The following is a 19,068-nucleotide window of genomic DNA, read 5'->3' as shown; positions in this document are numbered from 1 at the left end:
TCCTCACTTTTTACTCATCGAAATCTGTCATCCGTTTTTGAAACACTTCCTTTATATAACGCCCAGCATGTTGTGGCCTTGCTTGAACGCCGCGCTTATCTATTTTAGATAATGGCATTCGTACGAAAGAGTCTTTCGTCGACTGCTTGCGAAATGGATAAACAAACCCATACGGCTTTCGAAGAGATGATAATCGAAAAAGCCGTGTTAATAGAAAGATAAATCCTAAAGAAATTCCAAATAATCCCCATAACTCAGCAAGTATGAGAAAGGGAAAGCGAAGTAAACGAACGGCATTGCCCATTTGATAAATCGGTGTAATAAACGATGCAAGCGCAGATAAAGCGACAATGATTAGCAAAATATTACTTGTTAATCCTGCTTGGACAGACGCTTGTCCAATTACGATACCGCCTACAATGCCGAGCGTTTGCCCGACTTTCACTGGTAATCGTGCTCCTGCTTCCCGAAGAAGATCAATAGCTAACTCTAGGAAAATGGCCTCTATTATAGGCGGAAATGGTACTTGTGCCCGCGATAAAATTAATGTCTCCAGCAAATCACTTGGAATTAATTCATAGTGATAACTAAGCACAGCTACATATAGGGGCGTTGCACAAATGGAAAACGTAACTGCGACAAAACGTAATAAACGGGAAAAAGTTGCATAAAACCATGACACGCTGTAATCCTCTGGAGAGATGAAGAAATCCAGTAGAGATACAGGTGATAACAAAACATTTGGTGAGCCATCAACAAATGTAGCAATTTTTCCATCAATGAGCCCGTTGCTGACACGATCAGCCCGTTCTGTATTAATAAATGTTGGGAAAATAGATGTATTACCCATGAGCTGGGGAATATAATAGCTATCATTAATTTGTTCATACTTAATTGTGTTTAAGATATCTTCTAAATATGTAACATTTTCTTTTTCTGCTACATTGCTTAAATACATGATAACGACTTTCGTTTTGGATAATTCTCCAACTAATAGTTCTTTTGTTTTTAATTCAAGAACTGGCAACCGTTTTCGAACAAGATTAATGTTTGTGTCGATATCCTCTACGAATCCTTCTTGCGGTCCTATAACTGTTGATTCGTTAAATGGTATAGTTGGTAATCTATATTTTTCAATTGCAATGTTTGCAAGTAGACATTCCGTATCATGTTCTTGTAGTTGAATGATAGCATGCCCCTTTAAAACCATTTCTTCAATTTTTTTTACGTCACTTGTAATAATGAGTCCGCTGATTGGAATCATTGCTTTTACTTCTTCTAATGTTGGTGCAGTATGATGCAATAAAGCAGGCATTAAATAATTCTGTAATCTCATACCATCCATTGACGTACGAAAATATGAAATCCAATACGGTTTAGTAGGGTCTTCAGAAGTATGATAGTGAACAAAGTCGCTTGATTCTCGTAATTTTTGGATCAATTCTTGTAGTGAATGAGCGGTTTCGTGCTCTGGCTTACTAAAATCGAAAATGTTGTTTTGACTTTGCTTTGATTGTTGGTTTGCTTGCTGCTTGTTGTTTTGAGTTTGTTGCTGGTTTGTTTGCTGTTTGTTGTTTTGATCCTGCTGTTGGTTTTCTTGCTGTTTATTGTTTTGAGTCTGTTGTTGATTTTCTTGCTGGTTTGTCTGCTGTTTGTTGTTTTGATCCTGCTGTTGGTTTTCTTGCTGTTTATTGTTTTGAGTCTGTTGTTGGTTTTCTTGCTGCTTGTTGTTTTGAGTTTGTTGCTGGTTTGCTTGCTGTTTGTTGTTTTGATCCTGCTGTTGGTTTTCTTGCTGTTTATTGTTTTGAGTCTGTTGTTGATTTTCTTGCTGCTTGTTGTTTTGAGTTTGTTGCTGGTTTTCTTGCTGTTTATTGTTTTGAGTCTGTTGTTGATTTTCTTGCTGTTTGTTGTTTTGAGCTTGTTGCTGGTTTGTCTGCTGCTTGTTCGTTTGCGCTACTTGATTGACGTTTGTTTGTTCATTTTGCTTCTTCTTCGTATCTGTATTGTTCTTCTCTACTTGCTTATTATCGTTCTTTTTTTTGCGAAACCATTTGAAAAACATATGTATTCCCTCTTTATCCAAATTAGATAACTTTAGTCTGTGGGAATTTTTATATATTATGCATATATTTGTGGGTGAAAAAGTGAAATGTGAATAGTGAGGGAAGCAATTTTGGATACATAGTGATATGAGTTTTAGAGGAAATAATATTTGAACAAATAAAGGAAATGTGTTTTCTCTTTTTGAATAGTCTTCTGTAGCGCACTTCATTTGTTTTATGTAGAAACGAAGTGTGAATTAAGGAGGCGAAAAGATGTTATATGTACAAAAACAAGTATTTCGGCTAAAGAAATATACATTTGAAAACGGTACATCAATTCCAATCCAAATTGGTTATGAAACATACGGTACGTTAAACAGTGAGAAATCAAATGCTATTTTAGTTTGTCATTATTTTAGTGCAACGAGTCATGCGGCAGGAAAGTATACAGAGCACGACCAGGTTCCAGGTTGGTGGGATGAGTTAATTGGACCAGGGAAAGCAATTGATACAAATAAATATTTTGTGATTTGTACAGATAATCTTTGTAATGTACAAGTGAAAAATCCTTATGTTGTGACGACAGGACCAAAAACGATAAATCCGGAAACAGGCGCAGAGTATGGAATGGAATTTCCAGTCTTCACGTTTCTTGATATGGCTCGTATTCAATATGAATTAATAAAGGATATGGGAATTGCTAGACTGCATACAGTCATTGGTCCATCTGCCGGAGGGATGATTGCTCAGCAATGGGCTGTTCATTATCCGCATATGATGGAACGGGTGATTGGGGTAATTACAAGTCCGCAAAATCCAGTTGTAACGTCGATTAATGTTTTACAACATGCAATCGGTGCAATTCAATTAGACACAGCTTGGAAAGAGGGTAATTACGGAGAGGAGCAGCCTGTAAAAGGATTGCACTTAGCGGCGAAAATGATGTTCATAAATGCATATGATGCCCACTATTATGAAACGACATTTCCGCGGGACAGTACAGAATCGGCGCCTTATCAAAATTTCAGTACATTCACTTCATTTGAAGAGACAATTAATGAAGCAACATTACAGAATATCGCCTTTGTTGATGCAAATTCATGGATGTACACCGCAAAAGCAACTTTATTACATGATATTGCTCACGGTTTTCCTTCATTAGAGGAAGCGCTTCGGCAAGTAGAAGCGAGCGTTCTAATGATTCCTTGTAAGCAAGATTTGCTGCAGCCTCCTCGTTATAATTATAAGATGGTTGAATTGCTTAGAAAGAATGGGAAATTTGCAGAAGTATATGAAATTGAAAGTATTTACGGACATATGGCAGGTGTGTTTGAGACGCATTTATTTGCCGGGAAAGTGCATCAATTTCTTAATCAGCAAATTTCAAGAATGATGTAGCTTTTACACATAGCTTGTTTTCTAAGTGGTCCATGCTAAAATTGAGGAGAAAGAAGGAGGAGAGTTTATTTTATGACTGAAGTGAAAACAATTATGCCAGAAGAGGTACAAGAGCGTTTAGAAAAAGGAGAAACGCTATTTTTAGTAGATGTGCGTGAAGATGAAGAAGTAGCATATGGAAAAATTCCAGAAGCAGTTCATATTAAAATGGGTGATATTCCGCATAAATTAGACTTCTTTGATAAAGAAAATGAATATATTTTTATTTGCCGCTCTGGTGTACGCAGCGAAAATGTTTGTCATTATTTAAATGAACAAGGTTATAAGACACTGAACATGGTTGGCGGCATGATGCAGTATGAAGGAGAAGTAAAGTAACTACTATTTGCTAAAACGTAATTATTCTTTTGAAAACTTGAAACGCGTCCGTTTCAAGTTTTTTTCTTTTGCATACAGTGTAGAAAGCAGGAGATAGTGCTAAGGAAGGTGGTTCAAGAGTGAATTCACTTATTCGAAAAATTAAAGTCATAAATAATAGAGGAGCAATTAATATGGGGGATTGTTACGATCTTTCTCCATTTATTGCGAGGAAGGCATTTAGTGGTGCTGGTGGGTCGAGCGTTGCGACATTTTTAAATGGGAAGTTAGCGCCGCCGATAACACCGCAAACTACTGAATTTACTCCGCCTTTACCAGCTGGTTCATTAACAGCAGGAGTATAATAGAAAGGTTGTATAAAAAATGGGGGTTTGTATTAAGGAATTTGTTATTGTCAATAATACTGGGAATATTTTTACAGGGGATAATTTGCGAGATACTTCGTTTGTTGCTTCGAAGACATTTACAGGATCAACAGGACCAACATGTATGGATGTTGTCGTTGTTATCGGGAATACAAATGAAGTTTGTTTACGCCCTGGAGACGTAGTGACAACTACAATTACACGGGGTACTGGACTAACAGGTAGTAGCCCAAGCAGTGGCGGTGGGATGACCGATGCTTTACAGGGAACTCCGAGTAGCAGTGGGATGACCGGTACTTTACAGGGAACTCCGAGTAGCAGTGGGATGACCGATGCTTTACAGGGAACTCCGAGTAGCAGTGGGATGACCGGTGCTTTACAGGGAACTCCGAGTAGTAGTCAAAGCAATGGCCTAAGTAGTAGCCCAAGCAGTAAACCGGGTGGTAACTCAGGTAGTAGCTGCGAGAGCGCTTTATTAGTAGTTAATAAAACAGATCATACAGATTCTGGAGTAGGATTTTCGTAAAAGAATGATTATTTATTTCAATAAAATGCTTTATAAGTAAGCCCTCCGTTTCTTTAGAAGCGGAGGGCTTATTACTGTTTCTAAAAGCTTTCACCAGTGGAGAATGAAAAACTTCCCCATTGATGGAAGCTTTACTTTAATTGATCCATTCAACAACCATATCCATTGTTTGACGGGTTTTTTCATGTTGTGGTTCTTCTAATCGATAGCCGAAAGCCACTAAACAAGAGACACCGAATGTATCTCCAAAAATAATTCCTTCTTCTCGTAAAAGCGATTCTACCTTTTCTTGATGAAAGCCTTCCATTGGACAAGAATCGATACCGATTTGAGCAGCTGCAGTCATCATATTACCTAGAGCAATGTATGTTTGTTTAGAAGCCCAATCAAACATAGCGCGATCACTTTCTAATAAATTGAAATCAGATTCTTGGAACGTTTTATAAAAATCACCTTTCATATTCACTGCTTCTTGTGGAAGTCTTTGGATGTTTGTCATGAAGTTAGAAATATAGGAAGAGTTATACATCATATCTTCTTTTTTTCGAGCTAATATCACAACAAAATGGCTGGCTGTTGGTAATTGTTTTTGTGCTCCCCATGCTATCGGTAGAAGCTTCTTGCGAATATCTTGATTTTGAATTACGACAAATTTCCAAGGCTCAAAGCCAAATGAACTTGGAGAAAGACGGCCTGTTTCGAGAATAAAATGAAAATCTTCATCAGAGATTTTTTTATTTACATCAAATACTTTGCATGCATGTCTAAACTGATAGGCTTTTAAAATTTCTTCTTTTGTATTTTTCATTCCAATTACCACCTTTTAATAATTTACTTTCTATTTGTAAGTTGGTTACAAAATAAATTTTACTATAATATATTTATAAGTGTAAGTACGCACATTTTTGACATATAGTATCAAAATGTATACTAATGGAGAGTGATGAGATGGAGAAGGAGAATATACGTCGTTGTTCAGTAGAGGTCACATTAGATGTAATCGGCGGGAAATGGAAAGGCGTGATTCTATTTCATTTAATAAATGGAGAAATTCGCTTTAATCAATTTTTACGATTGATGCCTGGTCTCACGCAGCGAATGCTAACGAGACAATTACGAGAGCTTGAAGCTGATGGTGTGATTCATCGTGAAGTATATAAGGAAGTGCCTCCGAAAGTTGAATACTCATTAACTGAATTTGGAAAGTCGTTAGTTCCAATTATCTTAATGATGCGAGATTGGGGAAATCAGTATCGAATACAAATAGAGCAATGAAAAAGTGTGCAACACCTTGATCGCACACTTTTTTATTGCTATTAAAATTTTATCGGTTTTCTTTTTCGGTAAATAACATAACTGCGTCGTAAGTATTTCACTGGTACGCTAAAGACATGAACAAGTCTTGTAAATGGCCATGTTGCAAATAGTCCCATTGCGGCGATGATATGAATTTTGAACCAAATTGGCACCTCTGCCATATATTCCGCTTTAGGTTGGAAAATAAAGAGGCTGCGGAACCATGGGCCAATCGTTGTTCGATAATCAAAACCGTTTGAATCGATATTTAAAAATGTAGAAGAAAGTCCGGCAAGCATTACGATGAGCAACAAGATGAGAGCGATGTAATCCCCAGTTGTACTTGTTGCGATAATTCGTTTTACGGTAAAGCGGCGATACGTTAAAATGAATAATCCGATTACAGAAGCAATACCTGCTGGAAGACCGAAGCTGATTGCCATTATATGATACGTATGTTCAGAAATGCCGAGAGAACTGTAGACGGATTCAGGGATTAAAATTCCCATGACATGACCGCCAATTACGAACATAATACCAAAGTGAAATAGTAAACTTCCGATTCGGAGCATTTTCTTCTCTAATAATTCACTAGATTTTGATGTCCAGCCAAACTGATCGTAGTTGTATCTAAAAATATGTCCACCAATGAAAATGACTAAAATGATATAGGGAAAGAGTACCCATAAAAATTGATCCATCATTCTTGTCCCACTCCTTTCTAGTTTATTTCATACTGCCATGCACGAATAGCAGTAAGGATGCACCTTACAATTGGTTCGTGCATACTGTTTATGCTTGTTAATTGTTCATGCAATGCTTCGATATTGTTTTCATATTTTTTCATAATTGGTTCACTATCTTCTTCATCAGCATTTGCGAGAAATTCTAACATAAGCGGTAAATAATCAGGCAGTTCTTTATCAGTTACAGCGAGACCTGCTTTTTTATAGTGTTGTTTTAGTTCTAGCAGTTCAATCCCTCGTTCTCGTTGTTCACCAGTATTCAAATAAGTGAGATACATATTTGTTTTTTTGCCAAAATCAAATGTATATACAAACGATTGAATTAATTCATCATTTGTTTTTTGCTTTGCTTGTTCGATAAATGTTGTTAGATTAGTACGAATTTCCTCATGTTCGATAGTTTGAACATCATTTTGTAAATGAGTAAGTGCTTCTCTCCATCCTTGTTCAGGATAGGAGAGAAGAAAGGAAGAACAAGAGAAAGCTGTTTGTAAACTTTGATTCATAATTGTTACCTCCTTTATTTTAAGAGATTGTCATGCAAGAGCCAGGACCGCCAGCGAAGGAAAGACCACAGCTTCCTTGCTCGTTATAAAGATCTGCCACTTGCTCACGGTGAGAAGTTGGAATGACGAAACGATCTTTATATTTTGCAATTGCAAGAAGGCGATACATATCTTCAATGTCTTCTTTTGTTAAGTTCAGTTCTTTTAATATAGCTTCATCTGGTTCTTTATTAATTTGCAATGCTCTCATATGAGTACGCATGACAGCCATTTTTTTCAATGTAAGACGAATATGAGATTCATCGCCTGCAGTTAATAGATTTGCTAAATATTGAATTGGAATCCGCATATTATCAATAGCAGGGAAAATGTCTTTTGCTTGCCAGTTGCTTCCTTTTCCTTCGACCATATTCATAATTGGGCTTAATGGTGGGATGTACCAAACCATTGGCAATGTACGATACTCTGGATGAAGAGGAAGAGCAATTTTCCAATCGATAATCATTTTATAAATTGGTGACTGCTGAGCAGCTTTGATCCATTCTTCTGTAATACCCTGTTTCTTTGCTTCAGCAACTATTTCTGGATCATTTGGATCTAGAAATACGTTAAGCTGAGACTCGTATAAGTCTTTTTCATCTTCTACAGATGCTGCTTCTTTTACTTTATCAGCGTCATATAACATAACTCCGATGTAACGAATGCGTCCAACGCATGTTTCCGAACAAATTGTTGGCATACCAGCTTCGATACGCGGGAAACACATTGTACATTTTTCAGCTTTATTCGTTTGCCAGTTGAAATATACTTTTTTATATGGGCAAGAAGATACACAAAATCTCCAAGCACGGCATGCATTTTGATCAACAAGGACAATCCCGTCTTCATCCCGCTTATACATAGAACCAGATGGACAAGAAGATACGCACGACGGATTCATGCAGTGTTCGCAAATACGCGGTAAGTACATCATGAACACATTTTCAAAATCTGTTTTAATTTCATCTTCCATTTTTTTAACGTTCGGATCTTGTAAGCCTGTTATATGTCCGCCTGCTAAATCATCTTCCCAGTTTGGTCCCCATTCAATTTTATCGATAAATTCACCTGTAATAGCTGACTTCGGCCTAGCAACTGGTTGGTGCTTTCGCTGTGGACTGTTTGTTAATGTTTCATAATCGTAGTTCCAAGGCTCAAAGTAATCATCAATTGTTGGTTGATCTGGGTTATGGAAAATGTTCATGAGACGTTTCATTTTTGAACCGGATTTCAACTGAAGGTCTCCGTTTTTCAGCTCCCAGCCACCTTTATATTTTTCTTGATCTTCCCATTGTTTTGGATAGCCAATGCCCGGTTTTGTTTCTACATTGTTAAAGTACATGTATTCAGCACCTGGACGATTCGTCCAGGTGTTTTTGCATGTTACGCTACAAGTGTGACAGCCGATGCATTTATCAAGATTCATTACCATTCCGACTTGTGCTTTAATCTTCAAGCCAATCTACCTCCTTCAGTTTGCGGATGACAACATTTAGGTCGCGTTGGTTTCCAGTTGGGCCATAGTAGTTAAAGCCGTAACTTAATTGACCGTATCCGCCAATCATATGAGTTGGTTTTACGTGAATACGCGTTGGGCTATTATGTGTTCCGCCGCGGTTACTTGTTAAATTCGTACCAGGTACGTTAATATGACGATCTTGTGCATGATGCATAAACGCCATTCCACGCGGCATGCGGTGTGTGACGACAGCGCGGGCAACAACGACGCCGTTTCGGTTGAAGCATTCAATCCAGTCATTATCAGCAACACCAGCATCAGCGGCGTCATCTTTATTCATCCATACTGTCGGCCCGCCGCGGAACAGCGTTAACATTGGCAGTGAGTCAAAGTACATACTATGAATAGACCATTTATTATGCGGTGTTAAATAGTTTAGCGTAATTTCTTTTCCTTCTACTTCAGGGCGAGATTTTCGGAACGGTTTATGCTGCAGTATTGGTTTGAACGTTGCCATTGTTTCACCAAATTCTTTCATCATGTCGTGATCTAAGTAGAAAGATTGACGCCCTGTTATTGTTCGCCAAGGAATGAGACGCTCCACATTTGTTGTAAACGGTGAATAGCGGCGTCCTCCTTTTTCTGAACCAGTAAAAGCAGGTGATGTAATAACTGTTTTTGGCTGCGCTGTAATTTGTTCAAATGTGAAGCACTCTTCTTCACGCTCTTCTGCTAAATCGCGCAGTTGTAAATCTGTTTGTTTTTCAAGTGCCTCCCATGCTTTTACTGCCATATGACCATTTGTTGTTGAAGAAAGAGTTAACACAGCTTCAGCAGCATTGATTGCTTCTGTTATGTTAGGGCACCCTTTTGCGATAGAATCAGTGCGAATAACACCTAATTTACTCTTTAATTGTTCGTATTCTTTTTCCGCAGACCAAGAGATACCTTTCGTGCCAATTGGCTGTTTTCCGACGTTTGGTCCAAGTGCGGTCATTTTGTCATAAATCGTTTTATAATCATGTTCCACAACATGTATTTGCGGCATTGTTTTGCCTGGGATTGGTTCACATTCTCCTTTGCTCCAATCTTTAATTTGTCCAAGCGGCTGTGCTAATTCTTGTGGTGTATCGTGAAGAAGCGGCGTTGCAACAACTTCTTTCATTGGCTCAAGATCTAACTTTTGTGCTAAATCAGCGACTGCTTTTGAAAGGGAGCAGAAAATATCCCAGTCAGAGCGTGCTTCCCACGGTGAACCGATTGCCGGGTTAAATGGATGTACGAACGGATGCATATCTGTACTGCTTAAGTCATGTTTTTCATACCAAGTTGAAGCAGGAAGAACGATGTCAGAGTACAGTGCTGTTCCAGCCATACGGAAATCTAAGTTAATTAGTAGATCGAGTTTTCCTTCAGGTGCTTCTTCCTGCCACTTGATTTCCTCTGGTCGTAGTGAATCACTATCGTCGTTCATTAATCCGTTTGTTGTACCTAATAAATGTTTTAAGAAATACTCGTGTCCTTTACCAGAACTTGAGATTAAATTCGCGCGCCATACGAATAAATTGCGCGGGAAGTTATTTTTGTTATCAGGGTCTTCAATCGCAAATTTGAGTTCTTTGTTTTTTAGCTTCTCTGCAACATATTTCCCGATTTCCTCCTGGGTTGTTGCACCATTAGCGACCGCTTCTTTATATAATTCAATTCCGTTTTTCTCGAATGTTGGATAGGATGGTAACCAGCCAAGGCGAGCTGCCAACACATTGTAATCACCGTGGTGCTGATAGCGTGAGTTGCCGACAACTGGTGATGCTAAATGACCAACTGGTGTATCTTCATAGCGCCACTGATCTGTAACGAAATAGAAGAACGACGTCCCGTTTTGCAGTTTTGGCGGACCTTGCCAATCTCTTGCCATCGCAATTGTTTGCCAACCTTCTGCTGGACGTAATTTTTCTTGGCCAACATAATGAGCCCAACCGCCGCCGTTTACCCCTTGTGCTCCAACGAGAAGAACGAGGTTTAACACAGCGCGGTAAATCGTATCAGAGTTAAACCAATGGTTAATACCAGCGCCGACAATAATCATCGAGCGTCCATTTGTATCAACGGCATTTTGCGCAAATTCACGAGCGATTTGAATAATCAGTTCTCGTTTTACACCTGTCATTTTTTCTTGCCATGCTGGCGTAAATGGAACATCTTCATCGAAACTCTTCGGTTCTGGGCCGCCAAGACCGCGGTCTACGCCGTAGTTTGCTAATGTTAAATCGTAGACAGTTGTTACGAAAAGATCTCCGTTTGGCGTTGTAATCTTTTTCACTGGAATCGTACGTTCTAATACTTCATTTCCGTCATCAGAGAAGTACGGAATTTGGACAGTTCCAATTGAATCTTCCATACCAAGTAAAGAAAGACGTGGGTCGATTTTTTCGCCTGTTTGTTCATCTTCTAAACGTAAGTTCCATTTTTTCTCGTTATCCCAGCGTGATCCCATTGTGCCGTGCGGCGTAGCGAAATCATGACTTTTATCGTTCCAAAGAACAGGTTTCCATTCGCCAAGTTTTGTTTCCCGGCCAATATCAGTCGCATTTAAGAAACGATCTGCAACAAATTGACCGTCTTGCTGTTTTAACGTGACAAGGAACGGGAAATCTGTGTATTGCTTTGCATAATTTATGAAGTAGTCTACTTGTTTGTCTACGTAGAATTCTTGTAAAATGACGTGTCCCATTGCCATTGCAAGTGCCCCGTCTGTCCCTTGTTTTACACTGATCCAGTCATCAGCGAATTTTGTTGATTCGGCAAAATCAGGACTAACAGAAACAACTTTCGTCCCTTTATAGCGCACTTCCGCTAAGAAGTGAGCATCTGGTGTCCGCGTTAGCGGTACGTTGGATCCCCATGTCATAATGTAGCCAGCGTTGTACCAATCACTACTTTCTGGCACATCTGTTTGATCACCCCAAATTTGTGGTGAAGCTGGTGGTAAGTCAGCGTACCAATCGTAGAAGCTCAGCATCGGCCCGCCCATCAGCTGCATAAAGCGGCTGCCAGCTGCGTGACTTAGCATAGACATCGCTGGAATTGGTGAGAAACCAACATTTCGATCAGGACCATATTTGATTACTGTATATAGTAAGGAAGCAGCAACGAGCTGTAATACTTCATCCCAACTTGCACGAATGAAGCCGCCTTTTCCGCGAGCACTTTTATATGCGCGTGCTTTTTCTGGATTTTCAACAATGCTTTTCCAAGCATCTAATGGTGATTCATGTTTTTGCAGTTCTTCTTGCCACATATTCCAAAGAACGCCGCGTACATATGGATATTTCACACGAAGCGGACTATAAATGTACCAAGAAAAGCTTGCTCCTCGCGGACATCCGCGTGGTTCAAAATCTGGCATATCAGGACCAGTAGACGGATAATTTAGTTCTTGTCCTTCCCAAGTGACAATTCCATCTTTTACGTAAATGTTCCAGCTGCAAGAACCGGTGCAGTTTACGCCGTGTGTGGAGCGGATAACTTTATCATGTTGCCATCGTTTTCGGTAGGCATTTTCCCATTCTCGGTCTTCATATGTTTCTTGCGTATGATTATCGTTATAACGATCTATTGGAGAAAAATATTTTAAACGTTGCATAAATGGTGATAGTTTCTTCTTCATATCGTTCACTCCTTTATTGCGTCTCTCTTGCTTACTTTCACTATAAGAGGGCACACAAAATAGAGATGTGATATCTATCACAGTTCAACAGATTGTCAAAATTCATAAGAGTGTAAGGAAAAAAATAGAGAAGATGTGATATTTTGCACATCGCAAAATATGTTTTGTATGTAAAGTAGGGGGAGAAAGAAAAAGAGCAGCATCTTCAATAATATATCCATGTTAATTTTCTGGCAGCTGCTGCTATGCAGAATAAAACGCTTGAAACCTTGCATGTGGCAAGAGAAAGTACTGACCGCTTCTATACACGGCCAGAAGCTCTCGTTCCTCACTAAAAGAAAAGGTTTTTATGTCGTTTTTTTAACTTGTATATATAGGAATGCTACTCAATACTACAAATAGAAGTAGGGCAATCTTCACAAGAGATTGCACATTTTAAAAAATGTAAATTATGAATGGTGATTTTGCCTTTATGAATAGAAATAATATCTTGTTTTTTTAAATCATTTAACATGCGATTGACACTTTCACGGGAGGTTGCACAGAAGTTGGCAAGATCCTGATTTGTTAATGGAAGATCAATCAGAATACCATCTTCTTTTAAAATGCCATAACTATTCGTCATGCGAATGAGAGTGGAGTATAGTGCTCCTTTTTTGCCATGCAATACTAGATCACGGAACTTCGTTTGCATTCTTCGTAAATGTTCACTAACCCACTTCATAAATTCAAAGGCAAGAGCTGGTTTTTCCAGCAATGCTTTTTCTAATGCATCCCGCTTAATGACGCCGATTTCTGCACGTTCAAGTACTTTTGCATTTAATAAATATTTGGCGTTTTCCGTAAATAATGTAAGTTCCCCAATAATATCATTCTCCGAACAAATGCGCAGTGTCAATTCTTGACCATCGGCGCTAATTTTACTAATTTGCACTTTTCCAGAGCGAATAATGTATAGTTCTTTTGCCTCCATACCTTCTTGGAAAATATAATGGGATTTGTTCACTTGCATTTTATATTCAACAGATGCGAGTAATTCATTTAAATCATTTGATAATGCAGTACTGTTTGTCACAGCAGTCACCCCTTTTTTCCGAATAGTCTATCCCTTATTTTGAATATAAATATAGTGAAAATGCAAGAGATTTTTTCCTTTTCCTAATTGTGAACAGTTTTTGACTGGATTTGTGAAGAATTTTTGAATGAGGAAATTGATGTGAGAAATATCACAACATAGATTGTAGTTCTTTTTTATGATGAAGACAAATGAAAGGCATCCAAAAAAAGATAAAGTGCAAGAGCAAAACACCCTAGTTTAAAAATATATTATAATAGAATAAAAGTATATATGCAGCAAGAAGGAGGGGTGACGATGACTGAGAAGATTGTAGATGTATGGCAGCGTCCACTTCAAGATTTACGCATTTCTGTCATTGATCGTTGTAATTTTCGGTGCACGTATTGTATGCCGGCTGAAGTGTTTGGACCAGATTATGCTTTTTTAAAAGAAGAGTTTCTACTTACGTTTGATGAGATTGAACGATTAGCTAAGCTGTTTGTTCGTATGGGAGTTAAGAAAATTCGCTTAACTGGCGGTGAACCGCTACTTCGTAAAGATTTACCACAGCTCATTAAACGTCTTGTGAAAATAGAAGGCTTAACAGATATTGGGCTAACGACGAACGGCATTCATTTAACGAAACAGGCAAAGGCATTAAAAGAAGCTGGTTTAATGCGAGTAAACGTCAGCTTAGATGCGTTAGATGATGATGTATTTCGAAATATTAATGGCCGCAATGTAAGCACAAAACCTATATTACGAGGAATTGAAGAAGCAAAATCTGCTGGGCTCGACGTGAAAGTCAATATGGTCGTGAAAAAAGGAATGAACGATAACCAAATTTTGAAGATGGCCGCTTATTGTAAAGAGCAGTGCATCCCTCTTCGCTTTATCGAATTTATGGATGTTGGAAGTACGAACGGCTGGAACTTTGAACAAGTCATTACGAAGAAAGAGTTAATCGATATGATTGGACGTGTATATCCAATTGAACCGATAGATCCTCACTATTTCGGTGAAGTAGCCAAGCGATATCGATATGTTGGAACTGAGGCTGAAGTTGGTTTTATTACTTCTGTTTCTGAATCATTTTGTTCTTCTTGTACGAGAGCGCGCATTTCAGCAGAAGGACGATTGTATACTTGTTTATTTGCAACGACAGGAACAGATTTACGCACGCTAATCCGGGGTGGAATAGATGATGAGAAATTGTTCCAAATCGTGCAAGATGTATGGAATAAGCGTAATGATCGTTATTCGGATGAACGAACGGAAGAAAGTGCAAATAACCGCCCAAAAATTGAAATGTCATATATTGGCGGATAGAGAGAAGGGGTTAAGATGCAAGAGCGGTATTCACGGCAAATACTGTTTTCTGAGATTGGGGAAGCTGGTCAGCGTAATTTAAGTGAAAAACACGTATTAATCATTGGCGCTGGTGCACTTGGTGCAGCAAATGCTGAGGCGCTCGTTCGAGCAGGCGTCGGCAAGTTGACGATTGCAGATCGTGATTATGTCGAATGGAGCAATTTGCAAAGGCAGCAATTATATACAGAAGAAGATGCGAAGTGCTATGTGCCGAAAGCAGTGGCAGCGGCGCAGCATTTAAGGCAAATTAATTCTGAAGTAGACGTTGAGCCGGTTGTAACGGATGTAACGGTGCAAGAAATCGAGCGGCTTGTGCAAAATGTGGATATCATAATCGATGCGACGGATAATTTCGATACACGTCTTCTTATTAATGATATTTCACAAAAGTATAACGTTCCGTGGATATATGGCGGCTGCGTTGGGAGTTACGGTGTAACGTATACGATTATTCCAGGGAAAACACCATGCTTTCGCTGTTTAATGGAACATCCAACGAGCAGCGCAACGTGTGATACAGCGGGAATTATTCAACCAGCCGTGCAAATGGTCGTTGCTTATCAAGTTGCTGAAGCTTTAAAAATATTAGTTGGAGACTTCGCGGCACTGAGAGAAACGATGGTATCATTCGATCTTTGGAACAATCAATATATGGCATTTAAAGTAAACCGGCAAAAAAAAGAAAACTGTCTATCATGCGGCAAGCTTCGTACATATCCAAGCTTAGCATTTGAAGCGCAAACGAAAACAGAAGCGCTATGCGGCCGCAATACAGTTCAAATTCGTCCAGGCGTAAATCAGCCTCTTAACTTAGAAGAAATAGAAAAGCGCTTACAAAGAAGCGTGCCAGTACAGAGGACGCCGCACCTATTATCATTTCATGCTGATGAATATCGCTTCGTTTTATTTCAAGATGGGCGAGCCTTTGTTCATGGTACAAATGATATACAAGTGGCCAAACGATTATACGCGCGTTACATAGGGTGAATCCAAAGGGGAATCCCCCTTGGATTAAGATTAATTTCTTGAATAATCACCGCTTTTGCCGCCCGTTTTTTCAAACAGGTATGTTTCACCGATAATCATGCCTTTATCGACAGCTTTACACATGTCGTATACGGTAAGAGCGGAAGCGGAAGCGGCAGTTAAGGCTTCCATTTCAACGCCAGTGCTGCCTTCTGTTTTTACTTTTACTTCAATAAGCAAACGATATTGTTCATCTGTAATGTGCCAGTCAAAGGAAATATCGACACCTTTTAGAAGTAGTGGATGACACATCGGAATAATATCCGAAGTACGTTTTGCGGCCATAATACCAGCGATTTGGGCAACGGCTAGGACATCGCCTTTTCCGATTTCATTATGAGTGATTTTCTCGTAAATTTCTTTCGTCAAGGTGATGCTTGAACGAGCAATAGCTGTGCGCACAGTAACTTTTTTATCACTAATATCGACCATTTTAGCACGGCCTTGATCGTTAAAATGAGTAAATGAAGACATGAAATTCCTCCTTGAAGTAATTGCTATTATGATTAGCATTGTACAACAAAAAGTGTAATAAAGATGTGATATTTTGCAAATGCGGGGTGAAAATGATGCTAGAAAAACGAATACCAATTGCTGTTAGCGAGGCAGTAGCACGTGTGATGGAGTATGCAAAACACGGAGAAATTGAGCGAGTACCGCTTACAGAAAGTTATGGACGAATTCTAGGTGAAGATGTAGTTGCCGATCATGACGTGCCTCATTTTGACCGCTCGCCGTACGATGGGTTTGCGGTTCGGGCCGAAGATACGAAGAAAGCAAGTTATGAACATCCGACCGAATTTGAAGTTGTTGGAGAAATTGGTGCTGGTTTTGTTTTTAACGAGGAAGTGAAGGGATTTCAAGCGGTGCGAATTATGACCGGCGCAGCGATTCCAACTGGCTGTGATGCGGTTGTCATGCTTGAGCTTACGGAAGGCTTTCAAAAAGACGAAAAGACATATATGAAATTGAAGCGTCCGTTTCAGTCAGGCGATAATATTTCACGTAAAGGTGAAGATGTCAGGAAGCATCAAGTGCTTGTAGAAAAAGGAACGATGATTAATCCAGGAGTGGCAGCGCTTCTTGCAACGTTTGGTTATAGTGAAGTAGCTACTGTAAAACGTCCGGTGATTGGCATTGTGACGACAGGAAGTGAATTGTTAGAAGTTCATGAGCCGCTTGAACCAGGGAAAATTCGCAACAGTAACTCATATATGATCGGTGCACAAATTATGCGAGCAGGCGGAACGGTCCGGTATTATGGAAAGTTTGCAGATGACTTCGACACTTGCTATGAGATGGTAAAAAAGACAATGGAAGAAGTCGATATTCTCATTACGACAGGCGGTGTGTCAGTTGGTGATTATGACTACTTACCGGCCATTTATGAAAAGCTTGGAGCAAACGTACTATTCAATAAAATAGCGATGCGTCCGGGAAGTGTAACGACAGTAGCAGAAGTAGACGGAAAGTTATTGTTTGGATTATCAGGAAATCCATCTGCTTGCTATGTTGGGTTTGAATTGTTTGTCCGTCCGGTTGCTCGAACGTTTTTACATATGAAAGAGCCTCATATGTACCGCGGCGACGCCATTTTAATGAAGGGGTTCCCGAAAGCAAATCCATTTACACGCTTTGTTAGAGGGAAAGTAGAAATTGGAAACGAAAGGCTGCAAGCTGTGCCAGTTGGACTGGATAAATCCAGTGCTGTTTCTTCACTCGCTGATGCGAATGCGTTTATTGTCTTACCAGGTGGAACGCGCGGATTTGAAGAAGGGATGACTGTGACTGTCCTATTGTTAGACAGAGAGCAAGGAAGTGAGTGGCCGTGGAAAGAACCGTTCCAGTCTTACAAATCGTAGGGTATCAAAATAGCGGGAAGACAACGTTGACAGAGAAGCTGATTAAAGCATTAACGAATGAAGGCGTGAAAGTAGGTGCGATTAAGCATCATGGGCACGGAGGATATCCGGAAGTGCCGCTGCAAAAAGATAGCGAACGTCATCGCCAAGCTGGAGCGATTGTCAGTGTGGTGGAAGGGGACGGATTATTATCTTTATCCGCTAAGGAAGACTGGTCTTTAGAAAAAATCATTCGTTTGTATACATGTTTTGAAGCGGAAGTCATAATTGTTGAAGGCTATAAAAAAGAGCGATACCCGAAAGTCGTTTTACTTCGATCAGAGGAAGATGCTTCTTTATTAGAAAGTGTAGAAAATGTGATTGCTGTTATTACATGGAATAAGGCTCTAAAAACAGGGCAAGAACATTATCAAGTTTTTCATATAACAGAAGATGAAAAGTATATAAATTGGTTTGTAAAAAGAATGAGGGATGCAAAATGACAAATACGTATTTTGAAGTAGTGGATACACCGATTTCGATTGAAGAAGTAGCGCAGAAAGTTATTCAACGTGAATGCGGGGCTGTGACGACATTCATTGGTACAGTGCGCGAATTTACGAAAGGCCGCCGTACGCTTTACTTAGAATATGCTGTGTATCGTTCGATGGCTGAAAAGATGCTTGCCAAAATTGGGGAAGAAACGAAAGAAAAATGGCCGGGAACATATGTGGCAATTTCACATCGCATCGGCACATTGCAAATTTCTGATATTGCGGTAGTTGTTGCTGTAGCGACGCCGCACCGAAAAGCAGCATACGAGGCAAATGAGTACATTATGGAGCGCATTAAACAAATCGTTCCTATTTGGAAGAAAGAGTTTTGGGAAGACGGTGAGAACTGGATTGGCGATCAATTAGAGCAAACACCGTATCCAAACGGAGAACCAGGAAAGGAGAATGCAAAATGATTACAGTATTATTATTTGCTCACCTGCAAGAAGAAGCTGGAACACACCAATTACAAATGGATGTCCAAAACATTGCAGTAGCAGAGCTGAAGGAGCTTGTAACGAAAGACTACAATGTTTCCCTTTCAGAGCACACAATGGTAGCAATTAATGAAGAATATGCAAATGAAGACGATATGATTCAAGATGGTGATGTTGTTGCATTGATTCCACCAGTAAGCGGCGGGTGATTCTTTCCTGCCTAATCATGATAAAGTGAAACTTCCATCAGTGGGGGCTTTATCCCCCATTGATGGAAAGCTCTCACCAATCGGGCACATGCCAGCAGTTATCCTTCACCTATCTTCTTCGCTTCACTCAATCTTGAGGTGGAGGATT

Annotated in this window: 18 protein-coding genes and 1 pseudogene; 11 read left to right on the top strand and 8 right to left on the bottom strand. The window is 39.5% G+C overall.

The features are described 5' to 3' along the window. Positions 1 to 10: 10 nt before the first annotated feature. On the bottom strand, positions 11 to 2,062 hold the full coding sequence (locus BR72_RS20015; protein WP_081904948.1) for a spore germination protein: 2,052 nt from the start codon (positions 2,060 to 2,062) through the stop codon (positions 11 to 13). A gap of 253 nt (positions 2,063 to 2,315) precedes the next feature. On the opposite strand from BR72_RS20015, the gene BR72_RS20010 reads away from it, so the two are divergent. The 4 genes and pseudogenes from BR72_RS20010 to BR72_RS19995 form a co-directional block, all read left to right on the top strand. Then, on the top strand, positions 2,316 to 3,440 hold the full coding sequence (locus BR72_RS20010; protein WP_035436062.1) for a homoserine O-acetyltransferase family protein: 1,125 nt from the start codon (positions 2,316 to 2,318) through the stop codon (positions 3,438 to 3,440). A gap of 72 nt (positions 3,441 to 3,512) precedes the next feature. Further along, positions 3,513 to 3,818, top strand: a complete 306-nt coding sequence (locus BR72_RS20005) for a rhodanese-like domain-containing protein (protein WP_035436060.1) — start codon at positions 3,513 to 3,515, stop codon at positions 3,816 to 3,818. Positions 3,819 to 3,937: 119 nt separating this feature from the next. Beyond that, positions 3,938 to 4,162, top strand: coding sequence for a spore germination protein (locus BR72_RS20000; protein WP_035436058.1), 225 nt, complete (start codon positions 3,938 to 3,940; stop codon positions 4,160 to 4,162). A gap of 19 nt (positions 4,163 to 4,181) precedes the next feature. Next, positions 4,182 to 4,496 (top strand): annotated as a pseudogene (locus BR72_RS19995) (hypothetical protein); the annotation flags it as partial. A 349-nt stretch (positions 4,497 to 4,845) separates the two neighbouring features. On the opposite strand, the gene BR72_RS19990 reads toward BR72_RS19995, so the two are convergent. Then, on the bottom strand, positions 4,846 to 5,517 hold the full coding sequence (locus BR72_RS19990) for an NAD(P)H-dependent oxidoreductase (protein WP_035436057.1): 672 nt from the start codon (positions 5,515 to 5,517) through the stop codon (positions 4,846 to 4,848). A 140-nt stretch (positions 5,518 to 5,657) separates the two neighbouring features. On the opposite strand from BR72_RS19990, the gene BR72_RS19985 reads away from it, so the two are divergent. After that, on the top strand, positions 5,658 to 5,984 hold the full coding sequence (locus tag BR72_RS19985) for a winged helix-turn-helix transcriptional regulator (protein WP_081904947.1): 327 nt from the start codon (positions 5,658 to 5,660) through the stop codon (positions 5,982 to 5,984). Positions 5,985 to 6,025: 41 nt separating this feature from the next. Here the strand turns inward: BR72_RS19985 and narI are convergent, their stop codons facing one another. The 5 genes from narI to BR72_RS19960 all read right to left on the bottom strand — a co-directional run bounded on the left by narI (position 6,026) and on the right by BR72_RS19960 (position 13,500). Continuing rightward, positions 6,026 to 6,709: a respiratory nitrate reductase subunit gamma gene (narI, locus tag BR72_RS19980; RefSeq protein WP_035436053.1), complete on the bottom strand. Its 684-nt coding sequence runs from the start codon at positions 6,707 to 6,709 to the stop codon at positions 6,026 to 6,028. Positions 6,710 to 6,726: 17 nt separating this feature from the next. Further along, positions 6,727 to 7,257: a nitrate reductase molybdenum cofactor assembly chaperone gene (gene narJ, locus BR72_RS19975; RefSeq protein ID WP_035436051.1), complete on the bottom strand. Its 531-nt coding sequence runs from the start codon at positions 7,255 to 7,257 to the stop codon at positions 6,727 to 6,729. Positions 7,258 to 7,276: 19 nt separating this feature from the next. After that, positions 7,277 to 8,752 carry a nitrate reductase subunit beta gene (gene narH / locus BR72_RS19970; protein ID WP_035436049.1) on the bottom strand — a complete coding sequence of 492 codons (1,476 nt, stop codon included), beginning with the start codon at positions 8,750 to 8,752 and terminating at the stop codon, positions 7,277 to 7,279. Then, entirely contained in the window at positions 8,742 to 12,425 is a 3,684-nt protein-coding gene (locus tag BR72_RS19965) for a nitrate reductase subunit alpha (protein ID WP_035436047.1), read from the bottom strand. Before BR72_RS19965 ends, narH begins: the two co-directional genes overlap by 11 nt. A 382-nt stretch (positions 12,426 to 12,807) precedes the next feature. Then, positions 12,808 to 13,500 (bottom strand): Crp/Fnr family transcriptional regulator, encoded by a 693-nt coding sequence (locus BR72_RS19960; protein ID WP_035436044.1) that lies wholly within the window; start codon positions 13,498 to 13,500, stop codon positions 12,808 to 12,810. A gap of 297 nt (positions 13,501 to 13,797) precedes the next feature. Between BR72_RS19960 and moaA the strand changes: the two genes are divergently transcribed. Then, the gene (moaA, locus tag BR72_RS19955) at positions 13,798 to 14,811 is read left to right on the top strand and encodes a GTP 3',8-cyclase MoaA (RefSeq protein ID WP_035436042.1); all 1,014 of its coding nucleotides are present in this window, start codon (positions 13,798 to 13,800) and stop codon (positions 14,809 to 14,811) included. 15 nt (positions 14,812 to 14,826) lie between these two features. Beyond that, complete coding sequence (locus BR72_RS19950; protein WP_035436039.1) at positions 14,827 to 15,840, top strand: molybdopterin-synthase adenylyltransferase MoeB; 1,014 nt, start codon at positions 14,827 to 14,829, stop codon at positions 15,838 to 15,840. 30 nt (positions 15,841 to 15,870) lie between these two features. Here the strand turns inward: BR72_RS19950 and moaC are convergent, their stop codons facing one another. After that, positions 15,871 to 16,353 (bottom strand): cyclic pyranopterin monophosphate synthase MoaC, encoded by a 483-nt coding sequence (gene moaC, locus BR72_RS19945; RefSeq protein WP_035436036.1) that lies wholly within the window; start codon positions 16,351 to 16,353, stop codon positions 15,871 to 15,873. Between the two features lie 95 nt (positions 16,354 to 16,448). On the opposite strand from moaC, the gene BR72_RS19940 reads away from it, so the two are divergent. The 4 genes from BR72_RS19940 to moaD are packed head-to-tail and all read left to right on the top strand — an operon-like array spanning position 16,449 to position 18,920. After that, positions 16,449 to 17,741, top strand: a complete 1,293-nt coding sequence (locus BR72_RS19940) for a molybdopterin molybdotransferase MoeA (protein WP_035436034.1) — start codon at positions 16,449 to 16,451, stop codon at positions 17,739 to 17,741. Then, complete coding sequence (gene mobB / locus BR72_RS19935) at positions 17,702 to 18,223, top strand: molybdopterin-guanine dinucleotide biosynthesis protein B (protein ID WP_035436032.1); 522 nt, start codon at positions 17,702 to 17,704, stop codon at positions 18,221 to 18,223. Before BR72_RS19940 ends, mobB begins: the two co-directional genes overlap by 40 nt. After that, positions 18,220 to 18,690: a molybdenum cofactor biosynthesis protein MoaE gene (locus BR72_RS19930; RefSeq protein ID WP_035436030.1), complete on the top strand. Its 471-nt coding sequence runs from the start codon at positions 18,220 to 18,222 to the stop codon at positions 18,688 to 18,690. The genes mobB and BR72_RS19930 overlap by 4 nt, the downstream gene beginning before the upstream one ends. Next, positions 18,687 to 18,920 (top strand): molybdopterin converting factor subunit 1, encoded by a 234-nt coding sequence (gene moaD / locus BR72_RS19925; protein WP_035436026.1) that lies wholly within the window; start codon positions 18,687 to 18,689, stop codon positions 18,918 to 18,920. The genes BR72_RS19930 and moaD overlap by 4 nt, the downstream gene beginning before the upstream one ends. The last annotated feature ends 148 nt before the right edge of the window (positions 18,921 to 19,068 follow it).

Source organism: Bacillus sp. UNC322MFChir4.1, assembly GCF_000746135.1.
In the GTDB taxonomy this organism is placed as follows: Bacteria; Bacillota; Bacilli; order Bacillales; family Bacillaceae_G; genus Bacillus_A.
This window is presented reverse-complemented; position numbering and strand designations above follow the sequence as displayed.

Bases quoted from the DNA above. Each gene is read 5' to 3' on its own strand.
- BR72_RS20015 (WP_081904948.1), bottom strand. From the start codon at position 2,062: ATGTTTTTCAAATGGTTTCGCAAAAAAAAGAACGATAATAAGCAAGTA.
- BR72_RS20010 (WP_035436062.1), top strand. From the start codon at position 2,316: ATGTTATATGTACAAAAACAAGTATTTCGGCTAAAGAAATATACATTT.
- BR72_RS20005 (WP_035436060.1), top strand. From the start codon at position 3,513: ATGACTGAAGTGAAAACAATTATGCCAGAAGAGGTACAAGAGCGTTTA.
- BR72_RS19990 (WP_035436057.1), bottom strand. From the start codon at position 5,517: ATGAAAAATACAAAAGAAGAAATTTTAAAAGCCTATCAGTTTAGACAT.
- BR72_RS19985 (WP_081904947.1), top strand. From the start codon at position 5,658: ATGGAGAAGGAGAATATACGTCGTTGTTCAGTAGAGGTCACATTAGAT.
- narI (WP_035436053.1), bottom strand. From the start codon at position 6,709: ATGATGGATCAATTTTTATGGGTACTCTTTCCCTATATCATTTTAGTC.
- narJ (WP_035436051.1), bottom strand. From the start codon at position 7,257: ATGAATCAAAGTTTACAAACAGCTTTCTCTTGTTCTTCCTTTCTTCTC.
- BR72_RS19965 (WP_035436047.1), bottom strand. From the start codon at position 12,425: ATGAAGAAGAAACTATCACCATTTATGCAACGTTTAAAATATTTTTCT.
- moaA (WP_035436042.1), top strand. From the start codon at position 13,798: ATGACTGAGAAGATTGTAGATGTATGGCAGCGTCCACTTCAAGATTTA.
- BR72_RS19950 (WP_035436039.1), top strand. From the start codon at position 14,827: ATGCAAGAGCGGTATTCACGGCAAATACTGTTTTCTGAGATTGGGGAA.
- moaC (WP_035436036.1), bottom strand. From the start codon at position 16,353: ATGTCTTCATTTACTCATTTTAACGATCAAGGCCGTGCTAAAATGGTC.
- BR72_RS19940 (WP_035436034.1), top strand. From the start codon at position 16,449: ATGCTAGAAAAACGAATACCAATTGCTGTTAGCGAGGCAGTAGCACGT.
- BR72_RS19930 (WP_035436030.1), top strand. From the start codon at position 18,220: ATGACAAATACGTATTTTGAAGTAGTGGATACACCGATTTCGATTGAA.
- moaD (WP_035436026.1), top strand. From the start codon at position 18,687: ATGATTACAGTATTATTATTTGCTCACCTGCAAGAAGAAGCTGGAACA.